General features: G+C 63.1%; 14 protein-coding genes. 7 read left to right on the plus strand and 7 right to left on the minus strand.

Annotation, left to right across the window (positions count from 1 at the left end):
* Positions 1-11 precede the first annotated feature (11 nt).
* Complete coding sequence (locus NKH35_RS01625; RefSeq protein WP_023671970.1) at positions 12-908, plus strand: LysR family transcriptional regulator; 897 nt, start codon at positions 12-14, stop codon at positions 906-908.
* 22 nt (positions 909-930) lie between these two features.
* Here the strand turns inward: NKH35_RS01625 and NKH35_RS01630 are convergent, their stop codons facing one another.
* From NKH35_RS01630 to NKH35_RS01640, 3 genes are all read right to left on the minus strand, one after another.
* Positions 931-1,428, minus strand: a complete 498-nt coding sequence (locus NKH35_RS01630) for a methyltransferase family protein (RefSeq protein ID WP_023733317.1) — start codon at positions 1,426-1,428, stop codon at positions 931-933.
* Positions 1,429-2,153: 725 nt separating this feature from the next.
* Positions 2,154-4,205 carry an elongation factor G gene (locus tag NKH35_RS01635; protein ID WP_023683761.1) on the minus strand — a complete coding sequence of 684 codons (2,052 nt, stop codon included), beginning with the start codon at positions 4,203-4,205 and terminating at the stop codon, positions 2,154-2,156.
* 247 nt (positions 4,206-4,452) lie between these two features.
* Positions 4,453-5,313, minus strand: a complete 861-nt coding sequence (locus NKH35_RS01640) for an alpha/beta fold hydrolase (protein ID WP_023671967.1) — start codon at positions 5,311-5,313, stop codon at positions 4,453-4,455.
* 147 nt (positions 5,314-5,460) lie between these two features.
* Between NKH35_RS01640 and NKH35_RS01645 the strand changes: the two genes are divergently transcribed.
* Entirely contained in the window at positions 5,461-6,012 is a 552-nt protein-coding gene (locus NKH35_RS01645; protein ID WP_023683763.1) for a methyltransferase family protein, read from the plus strand.
* A 48-nt stretch (positions 6,013-6,060) separates the two neighbouring features.
* Positions 6,061-6,456: a (R)-mandelonitrile lyase gene (locus NKH35_RS01650; RefSeq protein WP_023683764.1), complete on the plus strand. Its 396-nt coding sequence runs from the start codon at positions 6,061-6,063 to the stop codon at positions 6,454-6,456.
* Positions 6,457-6,515: 59 nt separating this feature from the next.
* On the opposite strand, the gene NKH35_RS01655 is transcribed toward NKH35_RS01650, so the two are convergent.
* A complete protein-coding gene (locus NKH35_RS01655; protein WP_023683765.1) occupies positions 6,516-7,718 on the minus strand; it encodes a pyridoxal phosphate-dependent aminotransferase in 1,203 nt (400 codons plus the stop codon).
* Positions 7,719-7,993: 275 nt separating this feature from the next.
* Between NKH35_RS01655 and NKH35_RS01660 the strand changes: the two genes are divergently transcribed.
* Both NKH35_RS01660 and NKH35_RS01665 read left to right on the plus strand, forming a co-directional pair.
* The gene (locus NKH35_RS01660; RefSeq protein ID WP_023683766.1) at positions 7,994-8,893 is read left to right on the plus strand and encodes an EAL domain-containing protein; all 900 of its coding nucleotides are present in this window, start codon (positions 7,994-7,996) and stop codon (positions 8,891-8,893) included.
* A complete protein-coding gene (locus NKH35_RS01665; protein ID WP_023713921.1) occupies positions 8,890-9,750 on the plus strand; it encodes an EAL domain-containing protein in 861 nt (286 codons plus the stop codon). Before NKH35_RS01660 ends, NKH35_RS01665 begins: the two co-directional genes overlap by 4 nt.
* Before the next feature lie 100 nt (positions 9,751-9,850).
* Here the strand turns inward: NKH35_RS01665 and NKH35_RS01670 are convergent, their stop codons facing one another.
* Both NKH35_RS01670 and NKH35_RS01675 read right to left on the minus strand, forming a co-directional pair.
* Positions 9,851-10,051 (minus strand): hypothetical protein, encoded by a 201-nt coding sequence (locus NKH35_RS01670; protein ID WP_023713920.1) that lies wholly within the window; start codon positions 10,049-10,051, stop codon positions 9,851-9,853.
* Positions 10,052-10,281: 230 nt separating this feature from the next.
* Positions 10,282-10,494 carry a cold-shock protein gene (locus tag NKH35_RS01675; RefSeq protein ID WP_015316174.1) on the minus strand — a complete coding sequence of 71 codons (213 nt, stop codon included), beginning with the start codon at positions 10,492-10,494 and terminating at the stop codon, positions 10,282-10,284.
* A 298-nt stretch (positions 10,495-10,792) separates the two neighbouring features.
* On the opposite strand from NKH35_RS01675, the gene NKH35_RS01680 reads away from it, so the two are divergent.
* Positions 10,793-11,119 (plus strand): hypothetical protein, encoded by a 327-nt coding sequence (locus NKH35_RS01680; protein ID WP_023689728.1) that lies wholly within the window; start codon positions 10,793-10,795, stop codon positions 11,117-11,119.
* 148 nt (positions 11,120-11,267) lie between these two features.
* Here NKH35_RS01680 and NKH35_RS01685 read toward each other — a convergent pair whose 3' ends face one another.
* Entirely contained in the window at positions 11,268-11,849 is a 582-nt protein-coding gene (locus tag NKH35_RS01685) for a methylated-DNA--[protein]-cysteine S-methyltransferase (protein WP_023671959.1), read from the minus strand.
* Between the two features lie 177 nt (positions 11,850-12,026).
* Between NKH35_RS01685 and NKH35_RS01690 the strand changes: the two genes are divergently transcribed.
* On the plus strand, positions 12,027-12,956 hold the full coding sequence (locus tag NKH35_RS01690; RefSeq protein WP_352543284.1) for a transglycosylase SLT domain-containing protein: 930 nt from the start codon (positions 12,027-12,029) through the stop codon (positions 12,954-12,956).
* The last annotated feature ends 4 nt before the right edge of the window (positions 12,957-12,960 follow it).

Genomic DNA, 12,960 nt, shown 5'->3' on the forward strand with positions numbered 1-12,960 from the left:
AGGGGAACTCAATGGCGTTGGACTGGGACAAGCTTCGCGTGTTTCACGCAGCGGCGGAGGCTGGGTCGTTTACCCATGCCGCCGAGACTTTGCACCTGTCGCAATCGGCGATTTCACGCCAGGTCAGCGCGCTTGAACATGATGTCGGGGTGCCGCTGTTCAATCGCCATGCCCGCGGCCTGGTGCTGACCGAGCAGGGCGAAATGCTGTTCCGCACGGCGCATGACGTGCTGATGAAGCTGGAGACCATCAAGTCGAAGCTGACCGAGGCCAAGGACCGTCCCTCAGGCGTGCTGAGGGTAACGACCACGGTCGGGCTCGGCGCCGGCTGGCTGACCGAGCGGGTGCAGGAATTCATCGAGCTCTATCCGGAAATCAGCCTGCAGCTGATCCTGGCCAATGAGGAACTCGACCTCACCATGCGCCAGGCCGACTGCGCGATACGGCTGCGCCAGCCGCAGCAGCCCGACCTTATCCAGCGCCGCCTGTTCACCGTGCATTTCCACCTCTATGCCTCGCCGTCCTATGTCGGCAAGCACGGCAAGCCGACCTCGGTCGCCGATCTGAAGAACCATCGCATCGTCACTTTCGGTGTGCCGGTGCCGTCGCATCTGTCGGAGCTGAACTGGCTGGAAACGATCGGCGATTTCGACGGTGGGCAAAGGGTGCCGACGCTGCAGATCAACGACATCTTGTCGATCAAGCGCGCCGTGCAGGGCGGCGCCGGCATCGCCATGCTGCCCGACTACGTGATCTCCAAGGAATCGGATCTGGTGCAGCTTTTGCCGGAGACCGAGGTGCCGTCCTTCGACACCTATTTCGCCTATCCCGATGCAATGAAGAACCAGGCCAAGCTGCACGTCTTCCGCGACTTCATCATCGCCAAAGCGCGCAGCTGGTCATTTTAAACATGCCCTTGGGAGGTGCTGGTCACCCCCGCCAAGGCGTCAGCCGTGGCAGCCAGCCGGGAACATTGCGGCGGTAGGTCTCGTATTCGCCACCGTAGCGGCGGGCGAGAGTCGGCTCCTCATAGAACCTGACGAAAGAGCCCATGACGATCGCGCCGATGGCGGCATAGGCAGCGACGCTCCAGCTTGAAAACAGCGACGCCTGGCCGAGGATGATCGACAGCACGGCGACGTACATCGGGTTGCGGACATGGCGGTAGACGCCGCCGATCACCAGTCTCTCGGTGGGTGCTACAGGCGCCGGCGTGCCCAGGCCTTCGAGCGCGAAGCGGGCAAAGGAATGGACGAGCAGGGCGATGGCCGCGACAATCAGGATGGAGCCGGCCGGCACGAAGCCGGGCACCGTCGACAGCGGCAGACGGTAGCGGTCCGTGAGCAGCCAGGGCACCAGCCCGGCGACGACACAAGGTGCGGCGATGAAGAAGACCGCGCTGCCGGCGATCGCCTGGGGTGTCCGCATGTCAGGTCTCCCTTCTTCCGGCCGACCCTTCCCATCCCGCTGCCGCAAAAATAAACGCCTGTTGCCCGATTCAACGTCATTCGGCTTTTTGCCCGCGAGCGCGAGAATCAGCCCGACTTGCGGTTCTGCGAAGGCAACAGCACGGTCGCGCCATTCATTTGGCAACTTTTCGTGGTCTTATGGCCCCTAGACATGGGTTAGTCCACAGCCTGTACCTTTTTGCATGCGTGTGTTGCAAAATAGATGCTTGTTTCTTGGGCATGAACAGCACATATATAGATCATCTCCTGGGCGCGTTCTCCTCCCATTAGCGCCCTCGAGTGTTCCCCTCTGGAGGTTAGCCTTAACAGGCACTTCCAATCAAACTCAGCCGGATCTTCATTGATCCGGCTTTTTTGTTTCCGGGCCTGCCGTAGCCAGCGAAAAATCGAGCAAAATCGCCGCGTAACAGTGACATGTAACCTCAGGTAACATGCCGCAGGCGCGATTCATCGTTTAAGCAGATCATAGGACGCGGTGTGGTTCGACCGGGAGATGGGGGCATCACTCGGAAGATCCGGGCTCAGGCAGCTACCGCGTCCGAACCTATTCGTCTGTCAGTGCCGTATGGCGCGGCGGATACGTGCGGCGGACCTGCCGTTTTCCTCCCAAGAAGACGGTCCGCAATAAGAGCGGCGTCCGGGTCACCCGGGCGCCGTTTTTTGTGCGGATCATCCTTCGGCCTGTCAGGCAGCCTTGCCGTTGGCGTTCATCGCCTCGTCGGCCAACCGTCCGGTCAGCTCGGCCATGTGATCGAAGGCGCAACGATAGCTGGCGACGCCGGAGGTCGCCGAGCGCAGTTCGATGATCAGGTCGCCGATCTCGGCCTGCGGCATGGTCGCCTCCACGACATCCCATCCCGGCCAGTCAGGCCGCGCGTCGTAGCCAAGGATCTGCCCGCGCCGTTGCGGGATCAGCGCGATGATCTTCGAAGTGGCTTCGGACGGCGTGACGATCTCGACCTTCATGACCGGCTCGAGTAGCACCGGCGAGCAGGCCGCCATGCCTTCCTTCATGGCCAGCTTGGCCGCCATCTGGAAAGCCATGTCGGAGGAATCGACGGCGTGGTAGGAGCCGTCGGAGAGGTTGACGGCGACATCGACGACAGGGAAGCCGAGCGGGCCGGATTTCAGATAATCGCGCACGCCGGTTTCGACCGACTGGATGTAGGTCTTGGGCACGACGCCGCCGGTGATGGTGTCCGAGAACTGAAAGCCGGAGCCGCGCGGCAGCGGCTTGATCTCGATCACCACATCGCCGAACTGGCCATGGCCGCCGGACTGCTTCTTGTGGCGGCCGCGCTGCTGCACCGTCTTTCGGATCGTCTCGCGATAGGGGACGGCAGGCGCATGGCCTTCGACCGGAATCTGATTCTTGCCTTCCAGCCGCTCGCGCACGACCCGCAGATGCATCTCGCCATGGCCGGACAGCACGGTCTCGGCCGAGTCCTGGTTGTGGCGCAAGGTGAGCGAGGGATCTTCCTCGGCCAGGCGCTGGATGGCCGCCGACATTTTGACCTCGTCCTTGCGCTCCTTCGGCCGCAGGGCAAAGGCAAAGACCGGCTGCGGCGGCGTCAGCGTGACCAGCGGCTTGATACCGCCCTTCGTGGAGCTCAACGTCTGGCCGGTCTTGACCTCGTCCAGCTTGCCCAACGCCACCGTGTCGCCGGCCTTGGCAGCGGTGAGCTTGGACTGGTCCTTGCCGAGCATCTTGTAGATGCCGGAGACCTTCGCCGTCTCGCCATTCGACAAATAGAGTTCGGCTGCATCGGCGATCTGGCCGGAGAGTACGCGCGACACGGACAGCTTGCCGCCATGCGCGGTGTGGATGGTCTTCATCACCTGGACCACGGTGTGATTGCCGTCGGGGACGCCGAGCCGTTTGCGCGTCGCCTCGACATCCGGTGCGTCATGGCGGATCGCCTTCAAAAGGCGCAGCACGCCGTTGCCTTTTTCGGCGGTGCCGATAAGCACCGGCGTTATGGCGCCGGCGCGCAGGTCGGCGGACAGATCGTCGAAGACCGCGTCTTTCGGCGGCTCGATCTCCTCCAGCAACTGCTCCATCAACTGGTCGTCATGGTCGGCAAGCGTCTCCAGCATGGAGAAGCGAGCCTCCAGTTCGCGCGCCTTGTCGTCAGTTGGAATTTCGGCAACCTGGCTTTCGGCATATTCGCGGTAGATGTAGGCGCGCTCTAGCGCCAGGTCGATGGAACCGATCACCACATTGTCCTTGCGCAGCGGAATCTGGCGCAGCAACAGCGGCGCCGCGCTCGTCGGCTGCAGCATCTTCAGCGTATCGCGTACGCCGGCGATTGCCTTGTCGACCTTGTTGAGGAACAGGATGCGCGGCACGCCGAGATCGTCGAGCTTGCGCATGATGAGCTGCAAGGCTGGGATCTTCTTCTCGTCGGCCTCGGCGACGACCACCGCGAGATCGCAGGCTGCCAGCACCGGCTCGGCCTCGAAGGAGAATTCGATCGATCCGGGACAGTCGACGAAGGTGATCTGCTCGCCCATGAATTCGGTGGTGGCAAAGGTCGCCTCGACGCTCATGGCGTGCGCCCGCGCCTCGGGCGAATGATCGGAAACGGTGCTTCCCGATGAAACGGGATTTTGGCGGGGGATGGCGCCCGTACGGGCGAGGATGGCTTCGAGAAGTGTCGTCTTACCGCTTGCAAAGGGACCGACTATGGCAATGCATTTCGGTCCCGTGCGTCGTCCTCCGGCGCGAGTACCCATGGCTGACCTCCACTCAGGCTTGGCCCTTGGAGTGCGATCAGCAAAAGTGGAAACGGTTTTGCGCCGATCGCACCCTGTCGTGAGCGGCGGCCGGCCTGTTCGACCGTCGCGGGGCGGGGTTGTTTCTCTTAGCCACCTGCCCAAGCCCATCGTCCCACGGGTTAGCCGGCAGGGCAAGGAAAATAGGAATCCGGTGCGCCGTCAGGCGGCCGAGGCAAGACCCCGGGATCAGAACCGTCCGGCGATTTCAGCTTGCCTGGGTGCGGCGCGTGGGCGTGGCGGCTGCACTCTGCTTCACCACCATCTCGGCGTAGCGCGACAGCAACGGGTTGAACAGGTCTGGGCGTTCCCAGAACGGTGCATGGCCGGCGCCTGATATGACATGGCATTGTTCCCACAGCAAGCCATAGGCCACCGTCTCGAAGTAACTCAGCCGCACCAGCGGATCATGCTCTCCATTGATCACCGCAACCGGGAACGGGGCGTGCTCGACCACCTGTTTCTGGTCGGCGCCCTTGCCGGCAAACATGCTGCGCGCCACGCCGGCGCGAAGCCTGCCGTCGGTGCGCCTGATGGCTTCGCGGAAAGACGGACTGGCGGTATCGCCGAAGCAAAGCGCCTCGAAGCGCTCGATGTCGCGTTCGGAGTAGACCTTCTTGGAGGCCAGCAGCATGTCCCAGTTGGCGTGAAAGCCGCGCAGCATGCCAAGCGGCCCCCGCGACACCGGCGGCGCTCCGGTCAGCACCAGGCCGCTGACCGCATGGTGAAAGCTGGCCAGTTCGACCGCCACATGGCCGCCGAGCGACCAGCCGAAGATGATGGCGTGGCCGATGCCCAAAGCGTCGAGAAGCCGGGCTGTGGTCTGGGCAAGGCCGGTAATCGTATAGGCGGTCGCCGGGTCGCGGGCATCGGAGGACTCGCCGTGGCCGGGAAGGTCGAAGGCGATCAGCCGATGGCCGTCGGCAAGCGGGCTATCGAACTGACGGGCAAACACGGCGCGCGAACTGCCCGACCCATGGATCATGACGATGGGCATGCCGGACCCAGACGACTGGCTGAGGCGCAAGTCGGCCTGCGGCGTGCGGATGGTGCGGTGAGTGATGCTCATGCTGGATTAGACCTTGAGATTTGCCTGACCGCCAACATCGCATCGCTGGCTCTATATGTTCTTTAAACATGTGGTTAAGAAAGGATTTCTAAAGAGATAGCCGGCACGATCGCTGGCTCCATGGCAATCACGCGCGGAATCCCGACAATGGAACCAGTCCTCGATCTTCTTGTCTCGATCTGCAGCATCGCGATGCTTGGCCAATATGTCTGGTCGATGCGGGCGCATTTCCAATCGCAGGCGATGTCTCCAGGCGCCATGGTGATTTCGGCGGCGGTCATCGCCACGGCGCTGTTCTTTCTCGCCACCCTTTGGATCCAATCGCAGCCGGGTTCGGCAAAGCTCACCGGACTTGCCGTCGAACTGGCGAGCTCTGCCCTGTTCTGGTGGGCGATCGTCACGTCGCGCAAGGTGCGGCTGCGCTTCGTCTTCGCACCCGACGATCCGCACAGCCTGCTGACCCACGGCCCCTACGGCCATGTCCGCCACCCCTTCTATACGTCCTACATCGTCTTCTGGATCGGCTGGGGGATCGCGACCTGGTCGGTCTGGGCGTTGGTGCCGGTCGCCGGGATCGCTATCCTCTATGTGTTTGCGGCGCTGGACGAAGAGAAGAAATTTTCGCGCACGCCGCTGGCCGGAGCCTACGCGGACTATCGCGTACGTGCCGGCCTGTTCTGGCCTCGGCTGGGGTGGTAGCGAGCACCGGGGCAGGGTAGGTTCTACTGAACTCAGGGGTCACCAGAGATGAAGATCATTGCCTGCGGCAGCGTGCCGACCATCATCGCACCGGAGAAGTATTTCACCGGCCGCGTGCTGCAGACGCCCATCATCGAGAAGGAAGCGCCGGCGCGGCTGCGGGCCACGCTGGTCAGCTTCGAGCCTGGCGCGCGTACCCACTGGCACACGCATCCGCTCGGCCAAACGCTCTATGTCACGTCGGGCGCCGGCCTTGCGCAGACATGGGGCGGGCCGATCCAGGAGATCAAGGCGGGCGACGTGATCTCGTTCGAGCCGGGCGAGAAGCACTGGCACGGCGCGGGTCCAAAGACGACAATGACCCACGTCGCCATGCAGGAAGCGCTGGACGGCGTCCACGCAGATTGGATGGAAGCGGTCACCAGCGAGCAGTATGGCGGCTGAGGTCTGCTCCTGACAAAAACCCGGCTCGAAGCCGGGTTTCATGTCTCGGTGCCGCCAGTTCAGGTCAGCGATGCCGTGAACCGCTGGATGCGCGTGCAGGCTTCCTCCAGCAGCGTCTCCGACGTGGCGTAGGAGATGCGGAAGTTGGGGCCGAGGCCGAAGGCCGAGCCGAACACCACCGCGACACCCTCGCCTTCGAGCAATTCGGAGCAGAAAGTCTCGTCAGTGTCGATTATCTTGCCGGCCTTGGTCTTCTTGCCAATCAGCTGGGCGCAGGACGGGTAGACATAGAAGGCGCCTTCCGGCGACGGGCAGGTTATGCCGCGCGCCTGGTTGAGCATCGACACGACGAGGTCGCGACGGCCCTGAAAGATCGCCTTGTTCCTGGCGACGAAATCCTGCGGGCCGTTGAGCGCCTCGACCGAGGCCCATTGCGCGATGGTGCAGGCGCCCGAGGTCTGCTGGCCCTGGATCATGTCCATCGCCTTGATCAGCTGGACGGGACCCGCGGCATAGCCGATGCGCCAGCCGGTCATGGCGTAGGCTTTCGAGACGCCGTTCATGGTCAGCGTGCGCTCGTAGAGTTTCGGCTCGACCTCGGCGATCGTCCTGAAGACGAAGTCGCCATAGGTCAGGTGTTCGTACATGTCGTCGGTCAGTGTCCAGACATGCGGATGCTTCAAGAGCACGTCGGCCAGCGCGCGCAGCTCGGCTTCCGTGTATGCGGCGCCGGACGGGTTCGATGGCGAGTTCATCAACAGCCATTTGGTCTTCGGCGTGATCGCCTTTTCCAGCACGGCGGGAGTGAGCTTGAAACCATTGTCGATCGAGGTGTCGGCGAACACCGAGGTGCCGCCGCAGATCGCCACCATTTCGGGATAGCTGACCCAATAGGGGCGGGGGATGATGACCTCGTCGCCTGGGTTCAGCGTCGCCATGAAGGCGTTGAACAGGATCTGCTTGCCGCCGGTGCCGACAATGGTCTGCTCGGGCTTGTAGTCGAGATTGTTCTCGCGCTTGAATTTTTTTGCGATCGCCTCGCGCAGCGGCGCGATGCCCGAAACCGGCGGGTATTTGGTCTCGCCGCGGCGGATCGCCTCGATCGCCGCATTCTTGATGTTGTCGGGCGTGTCGAAATCCGGTTCGCCGGCGCCGAGGCCGATAATGTCGCGGCCGGCATTTTTCAGCTCGCGGGCTTTCTGCGTCACCGCGATGGTGGCGGAAGGCTTTACGCGGGCAAGGGCGTCGGCAAGAAAGGCCATGACCAGATATCTCCAGAGGGGTCGGCGCAACCGCAAACAGCTGCGGCGCTTCTCATGTCGCATCGACCCGGCAAGTGCAAGCATTGTCGGATGAGCCAGGGGTCAAGGACCCGTGGAGATCGGCTTTTTGGAGCGCGTGCATGACGGTTTCACTCTGCGTTGCGGGCTCTGCAATCGACGCCTATCCCCGGCAAGACTAAATTCATCAACGGCCGCTAAAACCTTTGACGGCAGGATCGCCAGCCATTTCGCCTGTCTCGCGGAGCGAGGGACCCTTGTCGCGCAGCACCGGGCTTGCCCACATCATCCGTCACGATGACGGCACCGCTTCAGGTGTCTGGGGTCCCTACACGCTGCAGAGCGCCTTTCAGCCGATCTTCGCCTTCAAGGACGGCAAGCTCTCGATCGCAGCGTTCGAGGGGCTGATCCGGCCGTTTCGTGACGGCGAGCCGCAATCGCCGATGAACTTCTTCCGCACCTGTCCGGCCGGCGACCGCCTGCATATCGAGGCGCTGACGCGCACGCTGCATTTGCTCAATGCCGGCGCCTGCCTGCCGCAAGAGGCTTCGATCTTCGTCAATTTCGATCCGTCGGTGTTTACCGAGCGCTCCATCGCCGACAACGCGTTGCGCGACATGCGGCTGGTGCTGCACGAAGCCGGGATCGATCCGCGCCGCATCGTGTGCGAGGTGACCGAGCAGAAGTCGGCGTCGCAGGAAACGCTCTACAGCTTTGTCGAGGCGCTGCGGGCCAATGGCTTTCGCATTGCCGTCGACGATTACGGCGCCGATGAATCCGACATCAACCGCATCAAGGAGCTCAAGCCCGACATCGTCAAATTCGATGCGCACTGGATCACGCAGCTCATGGAATCCGGCGCCGGCTTTGCCCTGCTGACTGCCATGGTGACGAACTTCGAACTACAGGGCATCCGCACGGTGTTCGAAGGCATCGAGGAAGGCTGGCAGCTTGAACTAGCCGAGAAATCCGGCGCATCGATGGTGCAGGGCTTTGTGCTGGCAAAGCCGGAACTGGCGCCGACCAGCTTTCGCGCTTTCGGCAAGGATACGCAGCCGTCTGTCGCGGCGGCCGAGCCTGGCAAGACGCCTGCCGGCCCGACTGCAGCGCCTCCGGCGCGGCCGGGCAGGGTGTTCGGGCGCAGGACCGGGCCATGACCGGGCAGCGCGAGAGGCGTCGCGATATCGGCGAAGCGATCTTTGCCGACGAGGTCGGCATCGAATATGGCGTCTATGGCGCGTTCCGGCTGAAGAGCGCCTACCAGCCGATCTTTGCGCCACGCGGTGGCGCGTTGGCCGCGGTTGCCGTCGAGGCGCTGATCGAACCGCAGCGCGCTTCCATGCCGGTTGCACCGGCCATGTTCTTCGACAGCGTCGCGCCGGGCGACCGCCTGTTTGTCGAGACGATGTGCCGGATGCTGCATCTGAAAAACTTCCGCAACATCGGCGTCGACGGGCTCGACCTGTTCTTCAATTACAATCCGATGATCAACGATCATCTCGGGCGGGCGCTGGCCGAGATCCGGCTGATGACGCGGCATCTCGGCGATCTCGACCTGCATGCCGCCATGCTGGTCTGCGAGATCACCGAACAGGCGGCCGACGATAATGTGCTGGCCCCGCTGGCGCGCGAGATGCGGCGCCACGGCATCCGCATCGCCATCGACGATTTCGGCACCGGCCACTCGACCGCGGAGCGGATGAACCTGCTCCAGCCGGATATCGTGAAGATCGACGGCGGCTGGTTCGCCGAATTCTGCCGCCACGCTGCCGCCGAGCGCTTCTTCCGGCCGCTCGTCTCGTCGCTACACGATCGCGGCGCCAAGGTGCTGGTCGAAGGCATCGAGCAATCCGTGCATCTGCGCGTCGCGCTGGATGGCGGCGTCGACCTGCTACAGGGGTTCCATCTCGGCCGCCCGGCGCTGGCCGGCACGATCTTCAACCGGGAGCCGCTGTCGATCGAGGCGCTGCTTGGCGCCGACAACAAGGTGGTGCCGCTGCATCTGCGGCGCTGATTTGTGCTCGCGCTTGCCGCCGCTTCGCGGCTCGTTCCGGACCGGACGCCAACGGGCGCGATGCCCGGTTGGGCTTGCGGCCTTCGGCCGTAGCGCGCATTCAAAGAGGGCGAACTCGGCCCGCGTGAAGTTCAGCCAAAGCCTGCTCGGCAAACTTATCCAGCCGGCCAGCCTTGGCGTCCGCCTCGATCTGCATATCCCACACCTCTGCCTGATACGCTGCGAACCATTTGGTAAAGGCCTTTAGTTCTTTGGTCTTCAGGGCTGCGATGGATCTTTCAATCTGTTCGAGCTTGGTCATGGGGCGAAACTAGCATGGCCATCGTCCAATTCCAGACAAACAAAAAGGCGGGATAAATCCCGCCTTCCCATTTTCGGTAGCCTGATCGGAGCTTTAAGTCCGGGCCGACAGCTATCTGCTGATCCAGCTTGTCGGGTCTTTCTGCTCCAGCGCGCTTCTCGCGCGACCGTCAGTACATCCGTGACTTGCCGCGCGCCCCGAACTCTCGTCCGGCGCGCGCTATCGCAAAATCAGGCTGCCTTGCTCAGAGAACCAGCGGACGACTTGCCTGTGCGGCGGTCCTGCTCGATCTCGAAGTTGATTTTCTGGCCTTCGACCAGGGTCGACAGTCCAGCGCGCTCGACAGCGGAGATGTGAACGAAAACGTCCGCACCGCCCGAATCAGGCTGAATGAAGCCGAAGCCCTTGGTGGCATTGAACCACTTGACCGTACCAGTTGCCATATGAATAGTCCTCGCATTTGCTTTGGTTTGACCGAACCGAGGTTCAGCCGGTTTGTATCGAGATTTTGGAGATAGACGTCAGCAAACGCGAAGATCGCGAGGCCCGGATCGATCGGCCGAAATATCAATGGAGCTGATATAGGCGGGTTTCGCACCAAAAACAAGATGGCTCGAAAAATGGCGTTGCGGTGGCGCCGCCCAAAGGCCGCCCCAATCGCATGAAAGCGTCGAGCAATCGGGAAGATCGGGACGCCCGACGGCGTTAGTCCGGTTTTGGGAGACTGTCATGAAAACGGTTGTGAAAACCATTCTGCTTGCCGCCTGCCTGACGCTGGCGGCCGCCGAGGCGCAGGCGATCTCGCGCTACGACCCCACTCGTATGAGCTGCGACAGGGTGCAAGGCACGATCGCCCGCCAGGGCGCGGTCATCCTGCGCTATCAGTCCAGGCGCGTGCCGGGGCTGCCGCTCTTCGACCGCTATGTGCAGAGCCAGCAATTCTGCAATGTCGGCGAGGTCAGAAAGCGCGCCTATGTGCCGAGCGCCGATACCGAATCCTGCCCGGTCTATCTCTGCAAGCGGATCGAGAACGACCATTTTCACCGCCGCTTCCTGCGCCGTCATTAGGCATATTGATATTCAAGTGAGGCCGGTCTTCTGCGCTTCCGGCGCCCACGTACATTAAGTACGCTCCGCTCCGGTTCTCGAAGACCATAGTTCTCGGTGCGGCCTGACCTGAATCTCAACATACCCAGCCGGCATACCATTCAAGCTCTTAGAACCCGAACGAGACCTGCGCCGCCGGCGGCGGGCCGACGCGCACGCCTTCCATGGCCAGCATCTTTTCCTTGGTGGCCGAGCCGCCGGGCGCCGAGAAGCCGCCGATCTTGCCGCCCGCGGCTAGTATCCGATGGCAGGGGATGACCAGCGGCACCGGGTTGGCGCCCAGCGCTGCCCCGGTTTCGCGCGGCAGGCCGGCTTGGCCGGCGCGCTTGGCCAGTTCGCCATAGGTGGTGGTTTCGCCGTAATGCAGTTTCCGCGCCGCGTCGTAGATGGCGAGACGGAAGTCGTCGACGCCGTCGAGATCGACCGGCACACCGGAGAAATCGACGTCCTCGCCTGACGCATACGCCTTGATCGAGGCGATCAGCTCGACCACCCATTGCGGCTGCCCAATGTTCGCAGTCGTATTGGCGGCAACACCGGCATGCCGCATCAGCCGGCGTTCCACCGCTTCGCGGCTCCTTTCGGGCAGGCAGAGCCGGATCAGGCCCTTTTCGCTCCAGGCGATGCCCATGAAGCCGATCACTGTTTCTAACACTGCGTGGCCGGCTGTGATCGAAGATGCCGTTTCCATGATGCGCTCCTTTCCGCAAAGTGGCGAAAACCGGGATGCCGACCGGTACATATGCAGAACAATATGGCATCTGAGCCCGGCTCTCGCCACCCGAAAACCACCAGATGGTCCCGATTGCCCACCAGGAATCGCTGGTGTAAGGACTTCTTAACAACCGACAAATCGGACCCGCGCGGCTTGCCAGCAAAATTCAACCTTTTCGCGATCTCTGTGATCGTCGGCGCAGCTGCCCTCAGCGGCTGCCAATCGACCTCGCAGATGAAGGCTACGCCTGCGCTGACCGAAACCGCGACCGCCGCCGGCAGCGATGCCGGCTTCACCTTGCCGCTGCCCGATACGGTTTCGGTGCTGCCGCAATCCTCGGGCATAACACCCGTCCAGGCGGCCGAAGCGACGCCGGCCACGCCAGCGCTCGATGCCGCTGCGCAGCCGGTTGCCGCGACGGCGGCCTTTGCCGGCGCGACGCCCACGGCCCCGGCCGTGCCTGCGGTGATGGCCGCCAATGCCTGGCAGGCGCCTGCGCCCGCCAACGCCGGACAGCCGGTCGCGGCGCAATATACGACCGCCAGCCTTGTCATGCCGGCGACCGCCAAGGGCGGCCAGAACGCCATGCCCGGCGTGCAGCAGGTAGCCTATGTCGTGCCGCAGAACCCGGCTTCCCTGGGCCAGTTCCCCGCCGCGCCCCTCGGTCTCCCGGAAGAAGAGCATGCGACCGGCATGCGCGGCGACGTCGACCGGCTGATCCAGAAATACGCTGCTCTCTACGAGGTGCCGGTCGATCTGGTGCGCCACGTCGTCAACCGCGAAAGCACCTACAATCCCAAGGCTTACAATAACGGCCATTGGGGGCTGATGCAGATCAAGCACGCGACGGCGCGCGGCATGGGCTATGACGGGCCGGCCAAGGGCTTGTTCGACGCCGAAACCAATCTGAAATACGCGGTCAAATATCTGCGTGGCGCCTGGCTGGTGGCGGGTGGCAACGCCAAGAAGGCCGATTGGCTCTACCAGACCGGCTATTATTTCGACGCCAAGCGCAAAGGCCTGCTCGAGGCCACCGGCCTCGGTGTCGACCGCAAGCGCCGCCGGCTGCAGCCCGACGCCTGAGCGC

The sequence above is a fragment of the Mesorhizobium sp. M1143 genome, from assembly GCF_040318435.1.
GTDB lineage: Bacteria > Pseudomonadota > Alphaproteobacteria > Rhizobiales > Rhizobiaceae > Mesorhizobium.